Raw genomic sequence first — 26695 nt, 5'->3', positions numbered from 1 at the left:
CTAGCGCTGGCGCATGTGGGAAATCTTCCTCAAGACATTGCCGTTCTTTGGCCTGATCGGGCTGGGCTGGGGCGCAGGGCAACTGCGCTTTTTCCCGGCAGAGGCGACGGCATGGCTGACGAAGTTCGTCTTTTACTTCGCGCTTTCGGCGATGCTGTTTCGGTTTACCGCCACGCTGCCGCTTGAGGAACTTTTCGATCCCGCCTTTTTTGCCGCCTATCTGACCGGCTCTTTCTTGGTGTGGATCATCGGCTTTATCGTCGCCAAAGCCCGCACCCGCCCCTTGGCCGAGGCGGCAATGGAGGCGCACACCACGATGACCGGCAACACCGGCTTTTTGGGCGTGCCGATGCTGGTGGTTTTGCTTGGCCCCAAGGCCGCAGGCCCGGTGCTGATGGTGCTGGCCGCCGATATGATTGTCTTTTCAACCCTGATCACGCTGATCATCACCTATGCCCGCCACGGCCGGGTGGCCTTTGCGCCGCTGGCGCTGGGGCTGGTGAAGAACCCGATGATCGTTTCGATGGTGGCGGGGCTCGCTTGGGCGCTTTTGCATCTGCCGATGCCCGGCCCGCTGGATGAATTCACCAAACTTTTAGGCGCAGCCGCCACGCCCGGCGCGCTGTTTGCCATTGGCGCCTCGCTTGCCGGGCGCAGTGCCGAAAAGGTGGGGCCGGCGCTTTGGCTCTCCGCCGCGAAGCTGTTCCTGCATCCCCTTGCCGTCGCCATTGCGGCGCTGCTGATCTTCCCGGTCGAACCCTTTGCCGCGGGGGTGATGATTGCCGCCGCCGCCCTCCCGGTGGCGGGCAATGTCTATATTCTGGCCGCACATTTCAGCGTTGCCCCGCAGCGCGTGTCTTCGGCGATCCTCTTTTCTACTGCCGTGAGCATTCTCACCATTCCCGCCGTCATCGCATGGGTGCACCAATGACCAAAGCTGTTGTGTTCGACATCGGCAAAGTGCTGATCGAATGGAACCCGGAACCGTTTTATGAAGCCCACCTCGGGGCCGAGCGCGCGGCGGCTTTTTTTGCCAATAGCGGCATCCATGAGCATAACGAGCAAATCGACCTTGGCGCACCGTTCCGCGAAACGGTGGAGGCGCTCGCCAAAGCCCGCCCAGATTGGGCCGAGGCGATCATGCTGTGGCATGATGAATGGCTGACGATGGCAAGCCCCGGCATCCCGCATTCAGCCCGGCTTTTGGCGGCGCTGAAGGCCAAGGGCGTGCCGGTTTTCGCGCTTTCAAACTTTGGGCGCGAGACCTTTGAAATCGCCTGCGACGCCTACCCCTATTTGCGCAACTTTGATCGACTGTTTGTCTCTGCCCATCATGGGCTGATCAAACCCGACCCGCGCTTTTACGCGCTCTTGGAGCAAGAAACAGGTCTTGCGGGACCGGATCTGCTTTTCGCGGATGACAGGCCAGAAAATATTGACGCCGCCGCCGCACGCGGCTGGAAAACCCATCTTTTTGAACATCCCCAAGGCTGGGCCGACCGGCTCGTGGCCGAGGGCTTATTGACCGCAGAGGAAGCCGCATGACGCCCGCAATGATCGGCCCCGAGGCCGAAGCAAAACTGGACTGGATCGCGCTCACCGATGCTTTGGCGGCGGGCCACGCCCTGCCCCGCCCAGAGGTGGCCGATAGCTTCCTTTATCGTGGCAAAGACACGCTGTTGACCCGCTCTGCCGTGATTGACGGGCTGGGCATGTTGGTGAAAGCCGCGACCATCGTGCCCGGCAATGCGCCAGACCTTGCCACAGTGAACGGCGGCGTGATGCTGATGAACAATCAAACCGGGCTGTTGGATGCAGTGCTGGATTTTGGTCTGGTCACCAAATGGAAAACGGCGGGCGACAGCCTGTTGGCCGCGCGTCGCCTTGCCCGGCCCGAGGCGCGCAACATCCTGATTTGCGGCGCGGGCAATGTCGCAGCCTCAATGATTTCGGCCTATCGTGCAGCCTTCCCGGAAGCGTCTTTCACGATCTGGAACCGCTCACCAGCCGGTGCCGAGGCTTTGGCCGACCGCATGGGCGCAGCGGTCGAGATGGATTTGGAAACCGCGCTGGGACAGGCCGAGATTGTGGCGGGCACGACAATGGCGAAAGAGCCGTGGCTGCGTGGTGACTGGCTACAATCGGGCACCCATGTTGACCTGATCGGTGCCTTCCGCCCCGATATGCGCGAGGCAGATGATGTGGCGCTAAAACGCGCGCGGATTTTTTGCGATGCCCGCGCGACAACGGTGCATCACATCGGCGAATTCCGCGACCCTATCGCGCGCGGCGTGCTGGCTGAAACGGAGATTGTTGCGGATTACTACGACCTAGGCTTTGGCACCTTTGCCCGCCAAAGCGCCGAGGAAATCACGCTGTGCAAAAATGGCGGCGGGGCGCATCTGGACCTGATGACCGCGCGCTACATTTTGGACGCGGTGCAGGGTTAAGCGCCAGCCAAACAGAGCAATCGCCCGGGCGACCAGCCCGGGCCGCGCCCGACCCTTCCCCCGGGAGGGCGCATTGGGATGTCGCGCATCGCGAAAACGATGGAGGACTTACCCGATAAAGCGCTCATGCCCGGCGGAGCGACGCGCCCACCCAAGGTTCGGGCGCGTCCCTTTGTGTGCAGATCAGGCGCGTTTCGCAACCGCGACGCCCAAGACCTCAAGCACCTTTGCCTCGATATCCTCGGCGTTCATCTTGGCCGAGGCATACATATCCGCCGGATTCGCATGGTCGATGAACGTATCGGGCAGCACCATCGAGCGGAACTTGTAGCCCTGATCAAAGACGCCTTGCTCGCTCAGGAACTGTGCGACATGGCTGCCAAAGCCGCCCACGGCGCCTTCTTCGATGCAAATCAGCGCCTCATGCTCGGCCACCAATTGCAAGATCAGATCGGTATCAAGCGGCTTGGCAAAGCGCGCGTCAGCCACGGTCGGCGCCATCCCGCGTGCGGCCAAAGCCTCGCGCGCTTTCAGCACTTCGGCCAAACGCGTACCAAAAGACAAAATTGCCACCCGCGCGCCTTCGGCCACGATCCGGCCTTTGCCAATTTCAAGCGGCACGCCTTGGGCGGGCATATCGACGCCCATCCCCTCGCCGCGCGGATAACGGAAGGCAATCGGCCCCTCGTCATGCGCGGCCGCCGTGGCGACCATATGCACAAGCTCAGCCTCATCAGCGGCGGCCATCACCACCATGCCCGGCAGGTTCGCCATAAAGGCAATGTCATAGCTGCCCGCATGGGTCGCGCCATCCGCGCCCACGAGCCCCGCCCGGTCGATGGCAAAGCGCACCGGCAGGCGTTGGATCGCCACATCATGCACGATCTGGTCATAGCCGCGCTGCAAGAAGGTCGAATAGATCGCGCAAAACGGCTTCATACCGCCTGCGGCCAAACCGGCCGAGAAGGTCACGCCATGCTGTTCGGCGATGCCCACATCAAAGCAGCGGCGCGGGAACCGCTCGGCAAAGAGGTTGAGCCCCGTGCCTTCGGGCATGGCCGCCGTCACGGCGACGATCTTTTCATCGCGCGACGCCTCGTCGATCAGGCTCTCGGCAAAGACCTTGGTGTAGTTCGGCGCATTGGAGGGCGATTTGTGCTGCGCGCCGGTTTGCACGTCAAAGCGCGCGGTGGCATGGCCTCGGTCGGGGCGGTTTTCGGCGGGCGCATAGCCCTTGCCCTTTTTCGTCACCGCATGGATCAGCACCGGCCCGGTGGCGCGGGTCTTGAGGCTGCGGAACAGATGCAAGAGCGTATCAAGGTCGTGCCCATCGACCGGCCCGACATATGAGAAGTTCAGCTCTTCAAAAAGCGTGCCGCCCACGGCCATGCCTTTGAGCATTTCCTTGGCCCGGCGTGCACCCTCTTGGAAGGGTTCGGGCAACAGGCTGACAGCCCCTTTGGCCACGGCGCGCAGGTCTTGCATCGGCGCTTCGGAATAAAGCCGGGTCAGATAAGACGACAACGCCCCCACCGGCGGTGCGATCGACATTTCATTGTCGTTGAGCACCACAAACATCCGCTTGCCCAGATGGCCCGCGTGGTTGAGCGCCTCGAACGCCATCCCCCCCGTCAGCGCGCCATCGCCAATGATGGCAATCGCATCGCCGCATTCCGAACCCAGTTCGCGCGCCATGGTGAAGCCCGTCGCCGCCGAGATGGAGGTTGAGCTATGCCCTGCCCCAAACGCGTCATAGGGGCTCTCAGACCGCTTGGTGAAACCCGACAGCCCGCCCTTAGTGCGCAGGGTGCGAATACGGTCGCGCCGCCCGGTCAGGATCTTATGCGGGTAGCATTGGTGACCCACATCCCAAATGATCTTGTCGCGCGGGCAATCAAAGACGGCATGCAGGGCAACCGTCAGTTCCACCACGCCCAGCCCGGCCCCAAGGTGCCCCCCGGTCTCCGAGACCGCGGAAATGGTCTCGGCCCGCAGCTCATCGGCCAAGCGTTGCAGATCACGATCAGAAAGGGATTTGAGATCCGACGGCAAGCGGACCTTATCAAGAACGGGGGTGATTGGCGGTTGGCTCATCGGTCTTTACTTATCACGGGCGATCACGAAACGCGCGGCATCGCGCAGGGGTTCAGCGGCGGGGCCGTAGGGCTCCAGCGCCGCAACGGCTTCGGCAACCAATTCAGCCGCGCGCGCTTTTGCGCCCGCCAAGCCAAGGTGGGAAACGAAGGTCGCCTTGCCCGCATCGGCATCTTTGCCAAGGCGTTTTCCTGCCGCTTCCTCGCTGCCTTCCACGTCCAAGATGTCGTCCGCGATCTGAAAGGCAAGGCCGAGCGCTTTCGCATAGGCCGCAAGCGGCGCCCGGTCGGCCCCCGCCAAAATAGCCCCCGCCTGCGCGGCAAAGGAAATCAACGCCCCGGTTTTGCCCGCTTGCAGTTTGATAATGTCGTCGAGCGAAAGCGGCGCTGCAGCCGTTTCCGCGGCAATGTCGAGCGCTTGGCCGTAGACCATGCCTGCCGCGCCCGAACCCTCGGCCAAAGCTTTCACCAGCGCAATGCGATGTTCCGCATCGCCCAGCACCGGTTCGGCACAAAGTTCAAACGCCATCGTTTGCAGCGCATCGCCGACCAAAACGGCGGTCGCCTCATCCCATTTGCGGTGCACCGTGGGCTGGCCGCGACGCAGGTCATCATCATCCATGCAGGGCATGTCATCATGGACGAGCGAATAGGCATGCAATGCCTCAATCGCGAGCGCGGCGGGCATGGCTTGGTCATCGCTCAGCCCATGAATGCGGGCCGATTCCAGCACCAAAAATGCACGCAGCCGCTTGCCGCCTTGCGCAGCATAGGCCATGGCATCGCGCAGATCGCTTTGCGGAAACGCGGCAATGGTCGCTTGCATCGCGGTTTCCACCGCGTCTTGCACTTCCTTCAGACGTTGATCGAACATTACAGACCTTCCACCGGTTGCGTGCCTTTGGGCACCCCGCCTTCGCCAAGGGTGATCTTTTCGACCCGCTCCTCGGCTTCCTTAAGCAGCTCCGCGCAGCGCTCCTTGAGCAATGCCCCACGTTCCGAGAGCCGGATCGACTGATCCAGCGCCACTTCGCCGCGTTCTAGCTGATTGACCACCTGTTCAAGCGCGGCCATCGCCTGCTCAAACGTCATGTCTGCAATTTCGATTTCCGCCATCGGCCCCTCCAAGACCCTCTCGGAGTGCCACGGCGCGGCGCCCGAATCCAGCCCCAGACAGCAAAAAGGGGGCCTGAAAAGCCCCCTCGGTCGATAAGTCGCAAAGAGAAAGGGTCGCGGGATTTCCCTGCGACCCCCGAGATCTACGGAGATGGTCCGGTTAGGGTCTGGATCAGATCCTCCGTCCCAGCTATGGATGAAACCTTTGGGTCTGCCCTCAGGCCTCGGCCCCCATAACTGTCCCGACACCTCTCTCCAATATCACTCTAGACACTGGACCACCTCCTTTCAATGCGTTGCCGATAAGGAAAGGGTGGCACAGATTTGGTGTATGACAAGTAAAATTACGCTAACCGTGGCGTGACACGCCAAATAAATGCCCGGAAAGGCACCAGCGCGACGACCGCAAGCGCAATTTTTACGCACCAATCGGCCAGCGCGAGCGACACCCAGAGCGGCAGCGCGGGTCCAAGCCCCAAAAGCGGCAGGATTTCATTAGCCCAAGCCACATCATTGGCCGGCTCAAGGAAGGTCAATTGCGCGGCGAAGGCGATGGTGAAGAAGATCACCGTGTCGAGGCTCGAGCCAACCAAAGTCGAGGCGAGCGGCGCTTTCCACCAGCCGCCGCGCGCGCGCAGGCGGTTAAAGATCGACACATCAGTGAGTTGCGCCGTGAGGAAGGCCAGACCAGAGGCCAAAGCGACGCGGAAGCTCACCAGCGGACCGAACTCGCCCATGATTTGCGAGCCAATCAGCGAACAAATCACACCGACGACAAAGCCCGAGACCACAACCAGCCGCGCGGCGCGCGCGCCTTGCAGACGGTTCGTCAGGTCGGTGACCAGAAAGGCGAAGGGATAGGTGAAAGCCCCGAGCGTCAGCCATTGGCCGTAAAGATGCTGCACGAGGATGTTAGAGGCCACCACAATGGCGGCCATGGCAAGAATGCCGGGCAGGTAGCGCATATTGGATCACCGTTTTTACATGGTAGCGGGGACATGGTCCGCACCATGCGGACGGGGCGCGGATACGCCCGCGCCCGGCATCGGTCAAGCAAAACATCAGCGATTAACGCTGTATTCGACAATTTCGGTGCGCTGGATCGGCAAGAAATTGTCATCCGAGATCATCGTGAGCCGGATCGCCCCCTTGGCATCACGCCAGACCGCCAGCCCCTCGAGATTGTCAAACTGGCCCGCCGCGCTTTGCAACAGAACCTCACCAGCGGAGATTTTGTCGCCCGTAATGTCAAACACCCGCACCCGCGAGGCAAACCCAAAAAGGCCGCGAAAATCACGCTCCAACAGATAGAAACGACCATCGGGGCCGAAATCGGCGCCCACCGGCTTCCAATCTCCATCACGCGAAATGGCAAAGGGCTGGCTCCAAAGCCCGCTTCGATACCGCCAGATCGGGGTTACGCCCACGCTCCCCGGCACCTCTTCCGGCAGGGTATAAAGCGTGCCATCCGCTGCGACAGCTAGGGCCTCTAGCGCGCCGTTCCTTGGGAAGAACCGAAACGCCTCAGGCCGGGGTAAAAGCCCCGCAGGCCCAGCATCCGTTGGGAACACGCTAACCCGGGCCAAACCCTCAAACGAGATATAAAGCACGCCACCTTTGGTAACCGCCAAACCTTCGGAGTCGCCCGTATGATCACGCAACGCCCGACCAAGACTGTCATGCAAAACGACGGGGCCAGCGGTCTGCACACCGACGATTTGCCCTGACGCATCGCGCGCAAGCTGCCCGCGCCACAGCGTGGCACGGTCGGAAAGGGCAATGAAGCCGCGCCCATCCTCTGCCAATTCGAGCGCCGAAAAGCCCCCAAAGGCCTTTTCAGGTCGGGTCCATTCATAGCTTTGCAGAAAGCTCGCTTTATCTTGCGCGGTTGCCGCGCAAGCGCCCAAGGCAAGGGCGAAGGCCGCGATCAGGGCGCGGCAAGAACGGTGCGGCATTGGGCAGGCAAATCCGACATCACATAGGTTTTCGCGCTTTTCTTCACCGGCTGAGGCTTGGCCGGTTTCGCGGGCTTGCCCGTGGGTTTAGGCGGGTTGAGCATATCCGTCACCCACCAATTCAGTGTTTCGTCACAGCCATCACCGCCATTTGAAAGCTGCCGAACGGTGGGCTTTTGCGTTTCGCACAAACGCGAACCCGGAGGGCATTTGAGCCGAACATGGAAATGAACGTTATGACCGTAAAACGGCCGGATCTTCTGCAACCAAGCTTTATCAGCCCGAGTAGCTTGATTGCACATCGCAATCTTGGCAGCCGCCGCAACGAAGATGCGATCCACCCGCGGGTCCGAAGCCGCCGCCCTCAAAAGCGCCATATGCGCCGGGGTCCAATTGCCGTTCACGCGGGTTTGGTCTTCGGTGCGGATCGAGATGGACGAGATATTTTCGCGCTGCCCGCGGCTCAACCGCAGCGATTTGGGCGGCAACATCCAGATATCAACATCCAACCCGATCTGGTGGCTCGCATGCCCGCCGGTCATTGGCCCACCACGCGGCTGGCTGATGTCGCCGACGTAAAGCCCCTGCCAACCGGGCAAAGTGGCGGCATAGGCGGACAGGTCTTGAATGAAGGCAATCGTCTCTGGCTGGCCCCAGTTTCGATTACGGCTCAACCGCATCGCTTGCCACGTCGGCCCGGTTTCGGGCAATTGCAGCAGCCCCGACGCGCAGCCCCGTGCATAAGTGCCAATCGGCTCAGAAGCCCCCTGCGCGGGCATGGATTTAGAGCCAAAAAGTGTACGTGCCAAAGGCTCGGCTTGCAGCGGGGTGATGGTCAGCGCCAATAGGGTCAGGGCGGCAAACAGGCGTAGGGGTCTCATCTGGGCTCCTCTCAACTGTTGCGGGTATCGTCCCCCGCGCTTTTTACGAAGTCTAGCAGGATCAGCCCCAAAACGAAAAGCACGATGATCGGCGTGATCCCGGCGGATTGGCTGCCAGTCATTCCCGTCACCACCCCAATTGAGATCGGCGCAATGAACGCCGTGGCCTTGCCGGTCAGCGCATAAAGGCCGAAGCATTCGGTCATCTTCTCTGGGTCGGACTGGCGCACCATCATCGTGCGGGAGGCCGATTGCAAAGCCCCTCCGCCTGCGCCAATCAACCCACCCAAGATGAAAAAGGCGATATCGGGCAAGCTGCTTTCAGCAGGCACCGCAATACCAAAGACGCTGTCGCGCGAGATCATCACCACACCAATCACCACCGCCGTGAGCATCAAAAGGTTGAAGACGATCACCGATTTTGGGCCGAAGCGATCATCCGCACGCCCGCCAAGCCAAGCGAACAAAGACCCGGTGATCAGCGTCAAAATGCCAAAAATGCCGATCTGCGTGATCGACCAATTGAGCACCCCCGCCGCATAGATGCCGCCAAAGGTGTAGATGCCATTGAGCCCATCGCGATAAAACATTGATGCCGCCAGATACGCAAAGAGGCTCGGCTTTTTCGGCAGATGCGAAAGCGTCTCGCGCAGCTCTGGCCAAGCTTCGCGGGTGGCTTGCGCCACCGGCACCGCGCCCGCATGGCGCGGCTCGCGCACCCATAGGAAAAACGGGATCATGAAAACCGCATACCAAAGCGCGGTCAGCGGGCCGACAACGCGGGTATCTTCACGCGTGGCTACATCCAGCCCAAGGATAGGTTTAAGCCCGATCAGGGTCTTGCCCGTCTCTGGATTGGCTTGCAGCAAGGTAAGCATAATGATCAGGCACAAGAGCCCGCCAACGTAGCCAAAGGCCCAGCCCGACCCCGAAACCTTGCCGATATTTTCGCGCCCCGCGAGATCTGGCAGCATCGCATTGGTGAAGGCGGTGGCAAATTCCATCCCGATCATGCCAATCGCAAAGGACAACATAATCAAGATCAGGCTGAAATCACCGGGAATGGCAAACCACAACCCCGCCGCGCCCAGCACATACATGAGCGAAAAAAGCCACACGAAGGGGAGCCGTCGCCCGGTTCGGTCGGCAATCGCACCAAGGAAGGGCGAGGCCAGCGCGATGATCAGCCCAGCCGCCCCAACGCCATAGCCCCACACCGTTTGCGCGGTGGTGCCATCACCCAAAAGCACCTTCATGAAAGGGGCAAAAATGAAGGTGATCAGCAGTGTGTTGTAGGGCTGGCTCGCCCAGTCAAAGAACCACCATCCCCAGATGCGCTTGCGGTCCGTGATCATCATGCCCCCCTGTCCCGGATGGCAAGATCAAAGCCCTAAAGCGGCCAGTGGCGCAAGATTTACCTTATCCGTGGAATTTAGCGCGGCATTTCGGGCGGCCATGGGCGCTGTTGATCGGCGGCAGCCCAAGCCTGCACCCAAGCGGGCAGTTCGGGGCTCATGCCCTTGTGCCCCATATCTTCCACGACCTGTTGCGGCGGCACGATCCCGGCTTTGGACGTTATGGCCCCCCGGATCAAAATGTGGTTGCAGCATTCCTCGCCCCGCCACATCGCCTGTTCCATGTAGAAAAAGCGCGCGTCCCAACCCAAGCAACGGGTGCGCATTTCAAACCGCTGCAGCATCGTGATGCGCTTGCGGTAGCGCGTGGTATTGCCCGCCACCACAATCCCCCACCGGTTGCGCAGCATGGCCTTTGTCAGCCCGGTTTGTTCCGAAAGTGCGATCCGGCCCAAATCAAACAGCGTGATGATCCGGCCGTTGTTGAGGTCTTTCCAAGGGTCAATATCCCACGGCCAAGCCCGATGCGTGGTGGTGATCTGGTCCAAAATATCCATGCGCTTTCCGCGCGAACCGATGATCGCCTTCATCATACGAATGATCGGATACATGAACCCCTCCGTTCAGCTATATCCCCCTTGCCGCAGCGCAGCAGCCCGGTCAACCATGCCCTTGCGGAAAATGCCCCACGTCCAACAGTTGCAAGACGGGCGCGGCTCGCTTACCTGTCAGCTAACTTTGCGGAGGTTTCCGATGCTTTCTTCCTTCCTGCCCTATAGCGTGCTCGTGGCGCTGTCGCTGGTGTTCCAGATCCTGTGGTTCGTCATTTTGGCCCATGTGATCATGAGCTGGCTGATTGGCTTCAACGTGCTGAACATGCGCCAGCCGCTCGTTTACAAGCTGTGGGATCTGCTGACCCGCGCGCTTGAGCCGTTTTACGGCCCGATCCGGCGCATCTTGCCGCCGATGCAGGGCATTGATCTGACGCCTATGATCGTGATCATCGCCCTGATCTTCATCCAGCGGCTTTTGGGCATCTAAATGCCCGACCAGCCGGAGCGTGCGCCCGAGGCATTGCTTGCCTCGGTGTTCGGATTCCATGCCTTTCGACCGGGGCAGGAAGAGATCGTGCGCGCGGTTCTGGCAGGGCGCAACACTTTGGCGATCATGCCGACGGGCGGCGGGAAATCTTTGTGTTTCCAACTGCCTGCGCTGTGCCTAGACGGGCTGACGGTCGTTATCTCGCCGCTCATTGCGTTGATGCGCGATCAGGTGCGCTCACTGCGTGAGGCGGGCGTTGCGGCGGGCGCGCTCACCTCTGGCAATACCGAAGAAGAGACCGAAGAGGTCTTTGCTGCAATTGATGAAGGGCGCCTCAAGCTCCTTTACATCGCGCCCGAGCGACTCGCTGGCATTGGCACGCAAAACCTTTTGCGCCGCGCCAAGACCCGGCTGATTGCGGTGGACGAGGCGCATTGCGTGTCCCAATGGGGCCACGATTTCCGCCCCGATTATTTGCGCATTGGCGATCTGCGCCGCGCGCTGAATGTACCCTTGGCGGCGTTTACGGCCACGGCAGACGAAGAAACCCGCGCTGAGATTGTGACGCGGCTGTTTGATGGGCAGGCCCCGGCCACGTTCCTGCGGGGGTTTGACCGGCCCAATATCTCGCTCGTCTTTGAGCCCAAAGACCAACCACGCAAGCAAATCCTCGACTTTGCCGCTGCAAGGCGCGGGCAATCGGGCATTGTATATTGTGCCTCGCGCGCGAAGACCGAACAATTGGCGAAAGCGCTGCAAGAGGCAGGGCACCCCGCCTGCCATTATCATGGTGGCATGGAGGCGGAAGACCGCCGCGCAGTCGAGGCCCGCTTTCAGCGCGAAGACGGGTTGATTGTGGTCGCCACCGTCGCCTTTGGCATGGGGGTCGATAAGCCAGATATCCGCTGGGTCGCCCATGCCGATTTGCCCAAGTCGATCGAAGGCTATTACCAAGAAATTGGCCGCGCGGGCCGCGATGGCGCGCCAGCCGAAACGCTTACGCTCTATGGCGCCGATGACATCCGCTTTCGTCGCCAACAAATTGACGAAGGCATGGCCCCGCCGGAGCGTAAAGCGGCAGATCACGGGCGGCTGAATGCGCTTTTGGGGCTGGCAGAGGCCACGGGCTGCCGTCGCCAAAGGCTGCTCTCCTATTTCGGCGAAAGCTCCGAGCCGTGCGGGAATTGTGATCTGTGCGACACGCCGCCAGACCTGTTTGACGGCACCGAACCCGTTCGCAAAGCGCTGTCTGCCGCGCTGCGCACGGAGGAAAGCTACGGCGCGGGCCATCTGATCGAGATTTTGCTGGGCCAAACCAATGACCGGATCACCGCGCGCGGGCACGACAAGCTGCCGACTTTTGGCGTGGGCAAAGACCTGAGCCGCACGCAATGGCAGGCGGTGTTTCGGCAAATGCAGGGGTATGACCTCATTCGCCCTGATACCGCACGGCATGGCGCATTGGTGATGACTGAGCGCGCCCGGCCGATCTTGCGCGGTGAAGAAAGCATCACGTTGCGGCGCGATCTGGTGCGCAAGGCGCGCGCAAAACATGTGCCCAAGGCGCTGGTGTCAGATGAGGATGCGCCGCTGCTTTCGGCACTCAAGGCCAAGCGGCGCGCCTTGGCCGAGGCCGCTGGCCTGCCCGCCTATATGGTCTTTCCCGACCGCACCTTGATTGAAATGGCCGAAACCCGGCCGCAAACGCTCGACCAATTCGCACGGATCAGCGGCGTGGGCGCGAAAAAGCTCGAAAGCTATGGCGCTGCGTTTTTGGAGGTGATTGCCGGGGCCGAAGCCGCAACGCCCGTCCATCCGGCCCGGCGCAAATTGGCAGGGCGCGAGGCGGGCACGCTTTATGATGCGCTTGAGGCCGCCCAGCGCGACCTCGCCCGCGGGTCTGATGGCTATGATCGGTTCCTGACCTGCCCGGCCAATGTGTTGCGCCGAATTGCCGAAAAGAAACCCCGCACCCGCGCGGAACTGGAAAAGGTCGGCGCATTGGGCGAAGCGAAATTGGACCGCTTCGCCGAGGCGTTTCTGGCGATTATCGCGGAAGAGCGCTGATTACTCTTCCGGTTCCGGCAGCACCGGGCGCGCTTCCTCGGGTTGATGCGCCTTGATCCGGTCCGTGATCGCGGCCTTCTTGAGCGGCTTCGTCAGATAATGGTCGAGCCCCGCTTCAAAGATCGAGTCGCTATCGCCCTCCATCGCATGGGCGGTGAGCGCGCAAATCGGCACATGCGCCCCGGTGCCAAATTCCTCAGACCGGATCGCGCGGGTCGCCTCGCGCCCATCCATTTCGGGCATCGAGATATCCATGAAGATCAGGTCTGGCTTATATTTGCGCCATTCTTCTACCGCCTCACGACCATTGCCCGCAAAGCGCAGCTCGATATCCAGATCCTTCACCATCTTGCCGAACACCAATTGGTTGGTGCGGTTATCCTCGGCGGCCAAGATCCGCATCTGCCGCTTCACCGGCGCAGGCGGCGGGGGCGGCGGCGGTTCAGGTTCGGGCAGCGGCTCCGGTTCGGGCCCGACAGAGATTTTTTGCAGCATCCGGAACAGATCGGAGCGTAGCACGGGCTTCTCGAGGCAGCCAAAAAGGTTGCAATCCGCCTCTGCCTGCTCCAGCGCGGCATTGTCAGAGGTGAGCAGCAAAATCGGCGTTTCATGCCCCATCGCGCGCAGGCGTTTGGAAAGCTCGATCCCGTCAAGGTCGGGCATGTGATGGTCGGTCAGCACCACATCGAACTGCCCGCCATCATCAATGACGTTGAGCGCTTCTGCCCCAGTGCGGCACAGCGTGACTTCGAGCCCATAGGTCTCAAGCTGGCGTTCCAAAATGACCCGGTTCACAAGAAGGTCATCCACCACCAGCGCCGCGCGCAGGGTGACGGGCGGGGTCGGTCGGTCGACGGGTTCAGCAGGTTCGGCGCGCGGCAAGGTGACGATAAAGCCAAAGCACGAGCCCTCGCCCAGATTGCTGTCCACCCAAACCGAACCGCCCATCAGCAGCACCAACTGCCGGGTGATCGCAAGGCCAAGCCCGGTGCCCTCAAACCGGCGGTTCGAGGTGCTTTCCACCTGATTGAACTCGCCGAAGACATGGTCGATGTTGTCGGCGGAAATACCGATCCCGGTATCTTCCACGGTGACGTGAAGCTCATAGGCATCGTCTTCACGCTCAAAACCGACGACACGTGCTAGCACATGACCAGAGGTGGTGAACTTCACCGCATTGCCAATCAGGTTGGTCAAAATCTGCCGCATCCGCCCCGGGTCCGCCATGAAGCGGGTGGGCAAGAACAGGTCGTAATCGACCAGAAGCTTGATCCCCTTATCCTTGGCAGAGGGTTGAAGCAGCACCATGATCTCGTGCAGGCAGCGCTCCAGATCGAACTGTTCGGGGTATAGCCGCAGCCGTTCCGCCTCGATCTTCGAATAATCCAGAACGTCGTTGATGATCGTCAGCAGCGCTTCGCCCGAAGAGCGGATCGTTTCCGCGTAAAGCTGCTGTTCTTCGTTCAGATCGGTTTCGTAAAGCAATTCGGCCATGCCCACGACGCCATTCATCGGTGTGCGGATTTCATGGCTCATATTCGCCAAGAAGGCGGATTTCGCGCGGTTCGCTGCCTCGGCCTTATTGCGCGCCTCTTCCAATTCGCGCTCACGCTCAATGATCGGGGTGATGTTTTGCGACAGGCACACAAGGTCACCGTCGTCGCTCCACCGATCAATCATCTTGATATGCTGCCCCTCGCGGGTCTTGAGCACCATCGGCTCGATATGCTCGCGTTTGATTCGGGCAATCATGTCATGATGCCAATCAAGCGGGTCACGGCCCGCCATATCAATCATCTGATGATTGGCAACGATCTTGAGCACGGAATCGTAGGTGACGCCGGCCGTCACCGCGATCTCGCCATGAAAGAAAGACAGATAGGCTTTGTTCGCCACAACAAGCCGCAACTCACTGTCATAAACGGCAAAACCGTCCTGAATCGTTTCAAGCGCGTCCCAAAGACGGCGCTGCGCGATCATCGCAACCGATTCTGCGCGCTCCAGATCACCGCGCACACGATGGTTTTCCCCCTTGAGAGAGGCAGCCTCCGTCAGGGCCACTTGCAACCCGTGGCGTTGCTTCACGATCTGATCTGAAAGCGCCCGCGCATGCAGCGCAAGCTTTTGATTAGCGGCGAAAAGTTCGCGTTTCTTTTGCTCCAGCAGACGTTCTGCAGCCAACCGCGCGCGACGTTCTTGCGCCAATTTTTCCGACAACGCGGCTTCCATGCCCGGCACCCATTCAAAGTCTTTCCGGCAAAACTCGGCCATTTGGGTGAATTTGCAGTTAACGTTGTTGGGGTGTGAGCTTCACCGTTGAACGAAATTCCTTTGCGTGAGACGCTCTTGGCATCCAGTCCGGAGGATCAAATGCATTTGCCCAAAGCCTTGCTCGCCCTCTCGCTTTCTCTCATGGCCGCGCTGCCTGTAGCCGCCCAAGATAGGCCGCTGACCCCTGCAAAACGTCTCTCCATCGCAGAAGGGATGGACCTGAGCGGGCGCGATTTGGCGCAATTGTTCGACACCACGTTGGAAGCCTGTCAGGCGGCGTGTCTACAAATCCCGGCCTGTGAAGCGATCACCTTTAACGCGCGCAACAACTCGTGCTTCCCCAAAACAGAGATCACCGGAATGACGCCCTATCAGGGTGCCTATTCCGGGGTTGTGGTGAAAGCGGCCAAAGAGACGGAAGCCCGCGCCCGGATTCGTGCTGCCGATCTTGGCTTTCTGCGCGAGGGCACAATCGCTGCTGCGACCGAGATGGCCAATGCCATGGGGCGGCGCCATATGACGAATTTCTCTTCGCCGAACGAGTTGCAGCAGGCGTTGCAAGCCGCCCGCGAACGCGACGACCGAGAACGGGTGCAAGCCCTTACCGGCGCGCTTTTGGTGCTGAATGACTCCGCCGATTTGTGGGTGGATTACGCCACAATCGGACTGGCGCTCAGCAACACCCGCGCGACCGCGTCGCAGCAAGTGACCGCAGCGGTGAACGGCTATCTACGTGCCCCCAACAGTGCGGGCCAAGCGCAAGCGCTTTTGGTGATGTCAGACGCGTTGGAAAAGGCGCGCCGCACCAAGGAAATGCTGGGAGCTTTGAGGCTCGCAGTCACGCTTTCCAACCGGCAAGACATTGCGACCGCATTGGAAAAGGCTGAGGGAAAATACGGGTTCCGGATCTCTGAGCATCAGGTGGAGGCCGACAAAGCCAGCCCGCGCATCTGCGCCACTTTCTCAGAAAACCTTGCGAAAAGCGGGGTAGATTACGCAAGCTTTGTGCAACTGCCCAAAGCGGGGCTCAGCGTTGAAGCCGAGGCGAACCAAATCTGCATCAGCGGAATTGAGCATGGTGAGCGTATCTCGCTGACCTTCCGCAAGGGCCTGCCCGATGCGCGCGGCGATACGCTGGGCAAAGATGTCGAGATCACGGCCTATGTGCGCGACCGCTCGCCCGCCGTAAGCTTTGCTGGGCGTTCTTATATCCTGCCGCGCGGAGCCGATACCGGCGTGCCGGTGCAAACGGTCAACCTTGAGCATCTGGACCTAAAAATCTTGCGCGTTTCCGACCGCAACCTGATCGCGGCGATGCGCGATGGCTATTTTGCACAGTCGCTCGACAGTTGGGGGCTCGACTATTTCGCGGGCGAGATGGCCGAAGAGGTCTGGCGCGGCACCGCAGATGTGAAGCTGCAAGTGAACCGCGACATGACCACCCGCCTGCCGGTGCAAGAGGTGACCGGGGCCTTGGGCGCGGGGGTTTATGTATTGGTGGCGGCGGTACCCGGTGCCGACGAATATGAAAGCCCGCCCGCCGCGCAATGGTTTGCCATTTCCGATCTGGGGATGACGACGTTTTCCGGCGCGGATGGCCTTACCGTCGCGGTGCGTGGCCTTTCTGATGCCGCCGCCGTGGATGGTGCCAAGGTGGAACTGGTTTCCAAAGGCAACAGCGTGATTGCCACCGCCATGACCGATGCTGCCGGGCTTGCCCATTTCGGCCCGGAACTGGCGGCAGGCCAAGGCAATGCTGCGCCGGGTCTGCTTTCGGTGACACGCGGCGATGATCTGGCCTTCCTATCGCTTTCGGATGCCGAGTTTGACCTTTCGGATCGCGGGGTCGAAGGCATGCCGCCTGCCCCGGCTATTGATGTTTTCATGGCCACAGACCGGGGTGCCTACCGGGTGGGCGAAACCATCCACGCCACGCTTTTGGCGCGCGATTCCACTGCCACGGCACTTAATGGCCTGCCGCTTACCGCCGTGCTGATGCGCCCCGATGGCGTGGAATATGCTCGCTCTCTCGCCGAAGATGTGGGCGATGGCGGGCATCTGGTCGCGATGGATTTGGGGGCCGAGGTGCCGCGCGGCACCTGGCGGTTGGATATCTTTGCCGACCCGAAAGCCGCGCCGCTCACCTCTAAAAAACTGCTGGTCGAAGACTTCCTGCCCGAGCGGATCGACTTCACGCTGACCTTGCCCGAGGGCGTACTCTCGGGCGGTGATTTGCCCAAAATCGCGCTTGATGCGCGCTATCTCTTCGGTGCACCCGGTGCCGCGCTGGAAACCGAAGGCGATTTGACGATGCGCGCTGCCGCAACCGTGCCCGGCTATGACGGCTATCGCTTTGGCCGCCATGACGAACCCACCGAAACCTCTTGGGGTGGGCTCGATAGCGGCGAAACAGATGCCCGGGGCCATGCCGATATCTGGGCGGAAATCCCCGAATATGGCTTTGATCAAGGCCGTCCGCTGCAAGCCACCTTCACGCTGCGCGTGAAAGAGGGCTCGGGCCGCCCGGTGGAGCGCAGCATTTCGCGGCTCGTGATGCCGCCCAAACCCGTGGTCGGGATCAAGCCGATGTTTGGCGAGAATACCGTGGCCGAGGGCACCGAGGCGGGCTTTGAGATTGTCGCGCTCAATGACAAGGTGCAGCCCGTGGCGCTTCCGGTGCGCTGGGTCGTGAACCGGGTCGAGACGCAGTATCAATGGTATGCGATGGATGGCTACTGGAACTGGGAGCCGATCACGCATCGCACCCGTGTGGCCGAAGGCAGTGCCACCACCGGCACGCTCAACCCGCTTAGCGTTTCGGCCAAGGTCGATTGGGGCCAATATGAGCTGGTGATTGAAACCGGCGATGATGAGGTTGTGGCAAGCTACGCTTTCGATGCGGGCTGGTATGCGCCTGCCGATGTGCTGACCAGCCCCGATCGGTTGCAACTCTCTTTGGATCAACCCGCTTATAAGGCGGGCGACACCGCGCAATTGCGGGTGGTTGCCCCTGCCAAAGGGGTAGCGCTGGTGTCGGTCCTCTCCAACCGGGTGATTTCGCTTGAGGCGGTTGAAGTGGCCGAGGGCGAGAACAAAATCACGCTCCCCGTCACCGCAGAATGGGGCGCAGGCGCCTATGTCACGGCCTCTGTCCTTCGGCCCTTGGCTGAAGAGGCCCCCACCCGCGCCCCGAACCGCGCGATGGGGCTTGCCTATGCCAAGGTCGATCCGGGGCTGCGGGCACTGATGGCCAGCTTTGATATGGCCGATGCCTCTGACCCGCGCGCCCCCATGCCGGTGGCGCTCAAGGTCGAAGGGATCGCGCCGGGTGAAACCGTGCATGCCACAATTGCCGCCGTGGATTTGGGGATTTTGAACCTGACGGGCTTCAAAGTGCCCGATCCGCAGGCGCATTACTTTGGCCAACGTCGGCTGGGCGTCGGCCTGCGCGATATTTACGGGCGGCTGATTGATGGCCGCGCGGGCGAGGCAGGCGTGATCCGCTCTGGCGGCGATGCCGCGCGCGAAATGTCGATGCAGGCGCCGCCCCCGACAGAGGAATTGGTGGCCTATTTCTCGGGCGCTTTGACGGCCGATGAAAACGGGGTGATTCACACGAGCTTTGACATGCCCGCCTTCAATGGCACGGTACGGCTTTCGGCCTTGGTTTGGTCCAAAACCGGGGTTGGGCAAGCCAGCAAAGATGTGCTGGTGCGCGATCCGGTGGTCGTTACCGCCTCGCTGCCGCGCTTCTTGGCGCCGGGGGACCGCTCGCGCCTGTTGCTTGAGATTGTCCATGCCACCGGGCCTTCGGGCCGGATGGGACTTGATGTGAGTTCGATGGGGCTTGGCCTTGGCGCGGCGCCTTCGGGCATTGATTTGGCCGACCTTGGCAAAGCCGAAATCGAGGTGCCGCTGACTGCGCCGATGATTGAAGGCGTGCAAGAGGTGCGCGTGGCGCTCACCACCCCCGATGGCAAGCTTTTGGAAAAAGTACTGAAGGTGGAGGTGAAGAACCTCAGCCCCGAGGTCGCGCGGCAATCGCGGTTTGACCTTGCGGCAGGGAATACCTTCACCTTTGACGCAAATGTCTTTGCCGGATTCTTGCCCGGTTCGGCGCGCGCCACGCTCGCCTCTGGCCCGCTCGCGCAGTTCAACACACCCGCGCTACTGTCGGCGCTGGATCGTTACCCTTATGGCTGCACCGAGCAGGTGACCTCCAAGGCGATGCCGCTGCTTTACCTCAGCTCGGTCGCTGAGGCGATGGAACTGGCCTCGCCCGCGGATTTGCAAGACCGGATTGATACCGCCATTCGCAAGGTGCTGACCAATCAAGATGCCTCTGGCGCGTTTGGCCTGTGGCGCGCCGATGCGGGCGATGGCTGGCTTGATGCCTATGTGACCGACTTCCTGAGCCGAGCCCGTAAAGCGGGCCATGCGGTGCCCGACACCGCCTTCCGCAACGCGCTCGATAATCTGCGCAACCAAATCAACTACGCGCCAGATTTTGACGCAAACTCCAATGGTGGCGGACAGGAACTGGCCTATCAACTTATGGTGCTGGCGCGGGAAGGGGCGGCAGCCGTCGGTGATTTGCGCTATTATGCCGATGTGAAGGGCGATGATTTCGGCACGCCTTTGGCAGCGGCCCAACTGGGCGCGGCGCTGGCCTCTTATGGGGATCAAACGCGGGCCGATGCGATGTTTGCCCGCGCCGCGCGGATGATCCGTGACTATGGCAAAGAAAAACCCGGTTGGCGCAACGACTATGGCACCCAATTGCGCGACAGTGCGGCGGTACTGGCGCTGGCCTCCGAATCGGGGTCCAATGCCGTTAGCCTAGACACGGTTGGCACCTCGCTGATGGGGCGGCTCAACACCGGCACGCTGTCAACGCAGGAAGCCACTTGGACGCTGCTGGCCGCCCATGCGTTGATTGATCGCCCCGGCGCAGATGGGCTCACAATTGATGGTCTGCCCGCCGAGGGGCCGCTCGTGAAGGTGATTGACGCGGAGACCGCTGGCCGCTCGATTGCCATTGCCAATACCGGGGCGCGCCCGGCCACGCTGACGCTGACAACGGTGGGTGTGCCCGAAGTGGCGGAACCCGCAGGCGGCAATGGCTGGGCGATCAGCCGTAGCTATTACACGCTGCAAGGGGAGCGCGCCGACCCCGCGCTTGTGGCGCAAGGCACGCGGCTGGTGACGGTTCTGGAAGTTGCGCCGCAGGGCTATCAAGAAGCGCGGCTGATGGTTTCTGATCCGCTGCCCGCAGGTTTTGAGATCGACAACCCGAACCTGATCAGTGGCGGCGATCTGGCGGCACTTGATTGGCTGGAAGCCACCTCCGACACGCGGATGACCGAGTTCCGGCAAGACCAGTTCTTGGCGGCGGTGGATTGGCAGTCGAAACAACCGTTCCGGCTTGCCTATATCGTCCGCGCGGTGTCGCCCGGCACCTTCTTGCATCCCGCGCCCTCGGTCGAAGATATGTATCGCCCTGAGATGCGCGCGCATGGGGACACCGGGGTGGTGCGGATCGAGTGAGACCACGGCTTTTCTTTGCGGCCGCCCTTGCCCTTGCACTGGCTGCGGGCGGCCGCGATGCGTTTAACGACTGGATCGCGGCGACCGACTTGCCGCCCCTAACCATCGCTGTCGGCACTGAAGTTCTGGCCCGTGATGGCAGCCTGTTGCGTGCCTTTCCGGTGGCCGATGGGCGCTGGAGGCTGGCCCCCGGTCCGGTGGACTGCGCCTATCTGCAAGAGCTTGTCGCCTATGAAGATGGGCGGTTTTGGCAGCATGCGGGCGTGGACCCTTGGGCGGTTTTGCGCGCCGGGGCGCAGGTGCTTTGGCATCAAAAAGTCGTTTCGGGGGCCTCAACGTTAACGATGCAAGTGGCGCGGCTTTTGGAAGATGGCCCCACCGGCACGCTGGCGGGCAAAGCACGGCAGGCGCGGGTGGCACTGGCGCTCGAACGGCGGCTGAGCAAGGAGCAAATTCTTGATCTTTACCTGCGGCTCGCTCCCTATGGGGGCAACCTTGAAGGCTTGCGGGCGGCCTCCTTGTCTTGGTTTGGCAAAGAGCCGCGGCGGCTTACCCCCGCACAAGCGGCGCTTTTGATCGCCCTGCCGCAATCGCCAGAAAGCCGCCGCCCGGACCGCCACCCGAAAGCGGCCAAAGCCGCGCGCGACCGGGTGTTGGATCGGCTCGCTGCCGCAGGTGTTTTGGCCAAAGACAGCGCCGCAGCGGCCAAGGCCGAACCCATCCCAACCGCGCGGCGCGATTTCCCGGCGCTCGCCCCACATCTCACCGCACGGCTGTTTGCCGGTGCGCCCCAAGGCGCGCGGATCGAAACAACGATTGATCCGCAACTGCAGCGCGCGGCGGAAAAACTCGCCCGCCGTGCGGTGCGCGGGCAGGTCGGGCAAGTGTCCGTGGCGATGCTTTTGGCCGATCATCAGAACGGGGAGATTTTGGCCGAAGTTGGCGGCGCAGAATGGACAGACAGCGCGCGCGCCGGGTTTGTCGACCTGACCCAAGCGCCGCGTTCGCCGGGGTCTACGCTCAAGCCGTTTATCTATGCGCTGGCTTTTGATGACGGCCTCGCCCATCCCGAAACGCTGATCGAAGACCGCCCCGTTGCCTTTGGCCCGTGGCGACCGCAGAACTTTGACCGTGAATTTCGCGGCACCGTGACGGTGCGCCAAGCGCTGACGCTGTCGCTCAATATTCCTGTGGTCAGTCTGACAGAGGCTTTGGGGCCCGAACGGCTTTTGGCCACTTTGCGCCGCGCAGGCGCGACCCCCACCCTGCCCACGAGCGCGCCACCCGGATTGGCGATCAGCTTGGGCGGGCTGGGGATCAGTCTTGAAGACCTTGTGCAAGCCTATGCCGCGCTCGCCCGTCTGGGCCAACCGGTGCAGCTTTCTGCCGAAGCGGGTGGGGCACATCCGCTGGATGGGCAGTTGTTCGGAGCCGTGGCCGCGTGGCAAGTGAGCGAGATTTTGTCGCGTATCGCGCCGCCGCCGGGCGGCACGCCAAATCGCATCGCCTATAAGACCGGCACTTCGTATGGGCACCGTGATGCGCTGGCTTTGGGTTTTGATGGTCGCCATGTGGCGGGCGTTTGGATGGGGCGGGCCGATGGCACGCCGGTGCCGGGCGCCTTTGGCGGCGAGCTTGCCGCGCCGATCCTGTTTGAGATGTTCGACCGGGTTGGGCCCGAACGCGCGCCTTTACCACCGCCGCCGCCCGCTACGCTATTGCTGCCCAATGCGCGACTGCCGCAACCGTTACAACGCTTCCGCCCGCGTGATGCCGCTTTTGCCGAGGTGGTGGCGGGTGCGCCGGAAGTCACCTTCCCGCCCGATGGGGCCGAGGTGGAAACAGCGGGCCAAGGGCTGGTGGTCAAGCTGCGTGGCGGTCAACCGCCCTTCACATGGCTCGTGAACGGCGCGCCGCTGATTGTGGGCTCACGCACGCGCGAAACGGTGCTGAACCTGACAAACCCCGGTTACGTGAGCCTAACGGTTCTCGACGCGCAAGGCCGCGCCGCGCATCGGCAGGTTATCCTGCGCCGTTAGACGAGCGTCTTAGCCCGCGAACCGCCAAATGAAACACAGGCGCGCCCGACCCGTGTTGCTGCCCTTCGGCTCGACCATTTCCCACTGCCCGACCAGCTTGTGCTTGCTACCATGTTTCATTGTTACGCCCTTTGATCGTCGATGCCGCAGCATCGTCGAAAAGGGTTAACGAACCATGGGCTCCAGCAGCACGGGTTCCAGCGGCTGGCGGCCTTCGGGGGTCAAGAGCCACGCTTTACGCCCCTCGATCACTGCGGTGGACAGCGGCCCACCATAGCCAGCAGAACTATCTAGGTTGAGCCGGTTGCCATAATGGGTGGATTCATCAAGCGCGGTATGACCATGCACAATAAGCGCACCATGGTCGCGCGTATCGGTCAGGAACTCGCCCCGGATCCACACCAGATCATCTTCTTGTTGCGCCTCCAGCGGGATGCCGGGGCGAATGCCCGCATGCACAAAAACAGCGTCATCGCGGGTGTAGCTGGTGGGCAATTCTCGCGCCCAGATGCGATGCTCGGGCGGCACGGCGCAAAGTGCCTCGGTATGCACTTGCTCGACGGGGCGATTGCCCGGTTCGCGGATGCCATAGCTTGCCAACGTCTGCGGCCCACCGAGGCGCGGGTGCAGCCAAGTATATTCGGGCCTCAGGCGCGGATCGCGTTTCCACGGATCATCTAGAAAGGTCGAAAACATCCGGTCATGGTTGCCCTTGATCACAACAATGTTTTCGCCCCGGCTTTGGGCCTCGTACAAATGCGCGATCACCTGCGCCGATTTTGGGCCGCGATCACACAAATCGCCCAGCACCACCACTGGGCTATCGGCCGCGCCATCGCGGGCGCGGTCTTTTTCAATCATCTCGAAGGCGCGCAGCATCAGGTCATATTGGCCGTGAATGTCGCCAATGGCGTAAGTCTGCATAGTCTCTCCAATGGATAAGGCCCCCCGCGGTCGCGGAGGGCCCCGATTACCTAAGGTTAGCTAGCTCAGCGGATATTAAATTCCAACGGCTTCACTTGCTGGAAGAGACCGGTGGCTTCCAAATCGGCCACAGCCTCGGCCCCGAGCACCTCATCAAGATAGGCAATGGCAATCGCTTCGCCACCCGCCGCTGCGCGGCCAAGGGTAAAGTTCGCGACGTTGGCCTTGTGCTTGCCAAGCATCGTGCCGAGCGTACCGATGATGCCGGGCACGTCTTTGTTGGTGGTGTAGAGCATGTGCTGCCCCACCTCGGCGTCGATGGTGATGCCTTTGATCTGGATGAAGCGCGGTTTGCCATCCGAGAAGCAAGTGCCCGCAATCGACCGCTCGCGCTCATCGGTGACCACGGTCACTTTGATGTAGCCATCGAACACGCCCGATTTGTCTTGCGTCGTGGTCGAGATTTGGATGCCGCGTTCCTTCGCGATCACCGGGGCCGAGACCATGTTCACATCGGGGTTGGCGCGGCTCATGATGCCCGCGATCACCGCGCAATCGAGCGCTTTGAGGTTCATGCCCGAAGCGGTGCCGTCATAGGTGATGTTGATCGCTTTGATCGGTTCATCGGTCATTTGGCCGATGAAGGCACCGAGGTATTCGGCCAGTTTCACCCAGGGGCCCATGACCTTCGCTTCTTCAGCGGTCATCGAAGGCATGTTGAGCGCATTTTCAACAGCCCCGTCGAGCAGGTAGTTCGACATTTGCTCGGCCACTTGCAGCGCCACGTTTTCTTGGGCTTCCGAGGTGGAGGCGCCAAGGTGCGGGGTGCAAACCACGTTGGGCAGGTTGAAAAGCGGGTTTTCGGTGGCCGGTTCAACCGAGAACACGTCAAAGGCAGCGCCTGCGACATGGCCCGATTTCAGCATTTCGGCCAGCGCCTCTTCATCGACCAGACCGCCACGGGCGCAGTTGATGATGCGCACGCCGGGTTTGGTTTTGGCGAGGTTTTCGCGGCTCAGGATGTTACGGGTGCTGTCGGTCAGCGGCACGTGCAGCGTGATGAAATCGGCGCGCTTGAGCAGGTCTTCCAGTTCGACCTTTTCGACGCCCATTTTTTGCGCCTTTTCTTCGCCCAAGAAGGGGTCATAGGCTACGACCTTCATTTTCAGGCCTTTGGCGCGGTCGCACACAATCCCGCCAATGTTGCCCGCGCCGATCACGCCGAGCGTTTTACCGGTCAGCTCGACACCCATGAATTTCGACTTTTCCCATTTGCCCGCATGGGTCGAAGCCGAAGCCTCGGGGATTTGGCGTGCCACGGCGAACATCATCGCAATCGCATGTTCGGCAGTGGTGATCATGTTGCCGAAGGGCGTGTTCATCACGATGATGCCCTTTTTCGACGCGGCTTCTTTATCGACGTTGTCGACACCGATACCCGCGCGACCGATCACTTTGAGGTTGGTGGCTTTTTCGAGCAACGCAGCCGTAGCTTTGGTGGCCGAACGGATCGCCAGACCATCATAGTTGCCGATGATCTCGGCCAGTTTTTCTTTGTCTTTGCCGAGTTTCGGCTGGAAATCGACCTCGATGCCGCGATCTTTGAAGATCTGAACGGCGGCGTCAGAGAGGGCGTCGGAGATGAGAACCTTGGGGGCCATTTCTAGGGCTCCTGAATATTCAGAAAATTTGGGAAGGATGGGCGCCGCATGCGCCCATCACGTTCACAGATCAGGCGTGAAATCAGGCTTGCGCCGCGATTTCCGCTTCAAAAGCGTAGGCAACCCACGGCATCAGCGCTTCAACGTCCGATTTCTCGACCGTCGAGCCGCACCAGATACGCAGACCAGCCGGGGCATCGCGATAGGCGCCCATGTCCAGTGCAACGCCTTCTTTTTCCAGCCGTTTGGCCACGGCTTTGGCAAAGGCAGCACCGTCTTTGATGCGGTCGTCGGTGAATTTCACGCAAACGCTGGTGGTCGAGGCCGTCGCCGGATCATTCGCAAGGTTCGCGATCCAGTCATTGGCGTCGCAGAAATCCCAGACAACTTTGGCATTGGCGGCGGCACGGTCGACAAGGCCTTTCAGCCCGCCCACGGTTTGCGCCCATTTCAGCGAGACAAGGTAATCTTCGACGCAAAGCATCGAGGGGGTGTTGATCGTTTCACCTTTGAAGATGCCTTCGATCAGCTTGCCGCCTTTGGTCATGCGGAAGATTTTCGGCAGCGGCCATGCGGGGGCGTAGCTTTCAAGGCGCTCCACAGCGCGCGGGCTGAGGATCAGCACACCGTGACCACCTTCACCGCCCAGCACCTTCTGCCAAGAGAAGGTGGTGACATCGAGTTTGTCCCACGGCAAGTCCATCGCGAAAGCGGCCGAGGTGGCGTCGCAAATGGTCAGGCCTTCGCGGTCCGCCGGGATCGCGTCGCCATTCGGCACGCGCACACCCGAGGTGGTGCCGTTCCACGTGAACACAACATCGGTGTTAAAATCGACGGTGGCAAAATCGACGATATCGCCGTAGCCAGCTTCTTTCACTTCGGCGTCAATCTTGAGTTGTTTCACCACATCGGTGACCCAGCCGGAGCCAAAGCTTTCCCAAGCGCACATGGTCGCTTTGCGGGCGCCAAGGAGCGACCAGAGCGCCATCTCAACAGCGCCGGTGTCCGAGGCAGGAACGATGCCGATGCGGTAGTCCGCAGGCACGCCCAGAATTTCACGGGTGAGGTCAATCGCCTCTTTCAGCTTGGCTTTGCCAATCGCGGCACGGTGCGACCGACCAAGCGGCGCATCAGCAAGCATGTCGAGGGAGTAACCGGGGATCTTCGTGCAGGGGCCCGAAGAAAAACGCGGGTTAGCCGGCCGCGTGGCCGGAGCAGTCTGTGCCATCTGTGCTATCCTTCCAGATAAACGCCCCTCGTTGGGGAGGGGTGTCCCGCCGTCGCTGGTATAGGTT

The 26695-nt window shown here is 61.3% G+C and carries 19 protein-coding genes; 7 read left to right on the top strand and 12 right to left on the bottom strand.

What is annotated here, in order from left to right; all coding sequences use genetic code 11:
* Positions 1 to 13: 13 nt before the first annotated feature.
* Genes BW967_RS07590 through BW967_RS07580 form a run of 3 tightly spaced genes read left to right on the top strand, consistent with a single transcriptional unit; the run spans position 14 to position 2450 of the window.
* Positions 14 to 931 carry an AEC family transporter gene (locus tag BW967_RS07590; protein ID WP_076484456.1) on the top strand — a complete coding sequence of 306 codons (918 nt, stop codon included), beginning with the start codon at positions 14 to 16 and terminating at the stop codon, positions 929 to 931.
* Positions 928 to 1545: an HAD family hydrolase gene (locus BW967_RS07585; RefSeq protein WP_083952028.1), complete on the top strand. Its 618-nt coding sequence runs from the start codon at positions 928 to 930 to the stop codon at positions 1543 to 1545. Before BW967_RS07590 ends, BW967_RS07585 begins: the two co-directional genes overlap by 4 nt.
* Positions 1542 to 2450, top strand: coding sequence for an ornithine cyclodeaminase family protein (locus BW967_RS07580; protein WP_076484454.1), 909 nt, complete (start codon positions 1542 to 1544; stop codon positions 2448 to 2450). Before BW967_RS07585 ends, BW967_RS07580 begins: the two co-directional genes overlap by 4 nt.
* A gap of 183 nt (positions 2451 to 2633) precedes the next feature.
* Here the strand turns inward: BW967_RS07580 and dxs are convergent, their stop codons facing one another.
* From dxs to BW967_RS07540, 8 genes are all read right to left on the bottom strand, one after another.
* The gene (dxs, locus tag BW967_RS07575) at positions 2634 to 4544 is read right to left on the bottom strand and encodes a 1-deoxy-D-xylulose-5-phosphate synthase (protein ID WP_076484453.1); all 1911 of its coding nucleotides are present in this window, start codon (positions 4542 to 4544) and stop codon (positions 2634 to 2636) included.
* A gap of 6 nt (positions 4545 to 4550) precedes the next feature.
* Positions 4551 to 5417, bottom strand: a complete 867-nt coding sequence (locus BW967_RS07570; protein ID WP_076484452.1) for a polyprenyl synthetase family protein — start codon at positions 5415 to 5417, stop codon at positions 4551 to 4553.
* Positions 5417 to 5659, bottom strand: coding sequence for an exodeoxyribonuclease VII small subunit (locus BW967_RS07565; protein WP_076484451.1), 243 nt, complete (start codon positions 5657 to 5659; stop codon positions 5417 to 5419). Before BW967_RS07565 ends, BW967_RS07570 begins: the two co-directional genes overlap by 1 nt.
* Before the next feature lie 344 nt (positions 5660 to 6003).
* Positions 6004 to 6624 (bottom strand): queuosine precursor transporter, encoded by a 621-nt coding sequence (locus tag BW967_RS07560; protein WP_076484450.1) that lies wholly within the window; start codon positions 6622 to 6624, stop codon positions 6004 to 6006.
* Positions 6625 to 6720: 96 nt separating this feature from the next.
* Positions 6721 to 7614 carry an esterase-like activity of phytase family protein gene (locus BW967_RS07555; protein WP_076484449.1) on the bottom strand — a complete coding sequence of 298 codons (894 nt, stop codon included), beginning with the start codon at positions 7612 to 7614 and terminating at the stop codon, positions 6721 to 6723.
* On the bottom strand, positions 7587 to 8495 hold the full coding sequence (gene mepA / locus BW967_RS07550) for a penicillin-insensitive murein endopeptidase (protein WP_076484448.1): 909 nt from the start codon (positions 8493 to 8495) through the stop codon (positions 7587 to 7589). Before mepA ends, BW967_RS07555 begins: the two co-directional genes overlap by 28 nt.
* A gap of 11 nt (positions 8496 to 8506) precedes the next feature.
* Entirely contained in the window at positions 8507 to 9850 is a 1344-nt protein-coding gene (locus BW967_RS07545) for an MFS transporter (RefSeq protein ID WP_076484539.1), read from the bottom strand.
* 77 nt (positions 9851 to 9927) lie between these two features.
* Positions 9928 to 10461, bottom strand: coding sequence for an acyl-CoA thioesterase (locus BW967_RS07540; RefSeq protein ID WP_076484447.1), 534 nt, complete (start codon positions 10459 to 10461; stop codon positions 9928 to 9930).
* A 142-nt stretch (positions 10462 to 10603) separates the two neighbouring features.
* On the opposite strand from BW967_RS07540, the gene BW967_RS07535 reads away from it, so the two are divergent.
* Entirely contained in the window at positions 10604 to 10891 is a 288-nt protein-coding gene (locus tag BW967_RS07535; protein WP_076484446.1) for a YggT family protein, read from the top strand.
* The gene (gene recQ / locus BW967_RS07530) at positions 10892 to 12958 is read left to right on the top strand and encodes a DNA helicase RecQ (protein WP_076484445.1); all 2067 of its coding nucleotides are present in this window, start codon (positions 10892 to 10894) and stop codon (positions 12956 to 12958) included.
* On the opposite strand, the gene BW967_RS07525 is transcribed toward recQ, so the two are convergent.
* Entirely contained in the window at positions 12959 to 15229 is a 2271-nt protein-coding gene (locus tag BW967_RS07525; RefSeq protein WP_245826474.1) for a response regulator, read from the bottom strand.
* A 99-nt stretch (positions 15230 to 15328) separates the two neighbouring features.
* On the opposite strand from BW967_RS07525, the gene BW967_RS07520 reads away from it, so the two are divergent.
* Positions 15329 to 20776, top strand: coding sequence for an alpha-2-macroglobulin family protein (locus tag BW967_RS07520; RefSeq protein ID WP_076484444.1), 5448 nt, complete (start codon positions 15329 to 15331; stop codon positions 20774 to 20776).
* Positions 20773 to 22815: a penicillin-binding protein 1C gene (gene pbpC / locus BW967_RS07515; protein ID WP_076484443.1), complete on the top strand. Its 2043-nt coding sequence runs from the start codon at positions 20773 to 20775 to the stop codon at positions 22813 to 22815. The genes BW967_RS07520 and pbpC overlap by 4 nt, the downstream gene beginning before the upstream one ends.
* Positions 22816 to 22980: 165 nt before the next feature.
* On the opposite strand, the gene BW967_RS07510 is transcribed toward pbpC, so the two are convergent.
* From BW967_RS07510 to BW967_RS07500, 3 genes are all read right to left on the bottom strand, one after another.
* On the bottom strand, positions 22981 to 23739 hold the full coding sequence (locus tag BW967_RS07510) for a metallophosphoesterase family protein (protein WP_076484442.1): 759 nt from the start codon (positions 23737 to 23739) through the stop codon (positions 22981 to 22983).
* A gap of 65 nt (positions 23740 to 23804) precedes the next feature.
* The gene (serA, locus tag BW967_RS07505) at positions 23805 to 25400 is read right to left on the bottom strand and encodes a phosphoglycerate dehydrogenase (RefSeq protein WP_076484441.1); all 1596 of its coding nucleotides are present in this window, start codon (positions 25398 to 25400) and stop codon (positions 23805 to 23807) included.
* Between the two features lie 82 nt (positions 25401 to 25482).
* A complete protein-coding gene (locus BW967_RS07500; protein WP_076484440.1) occupies positions 25483 to 26628 on the bottom strand; it encodes a phosphoserine transaminase in 1146 nt (381 codons plus the stop codon).
* Positions 26629 to 26695 lie beyond the last annotated feature (67 nt).

It is taken from the genome of Rhodobacter aestuarii (genome assembly GCF_900156655.1).
Classification (GTDB): Bacteria; Pseudomonadota; Alphaproteobacteria; order Rhodobacterales; family Rhodobacteraceae; genus Rhodobacter; species Rhodobacter aestuarii.
Note: the sequence above shows the minus strand (reverse complement) of the source record. Positions and strands in the feature narration are given on the sequence as shown.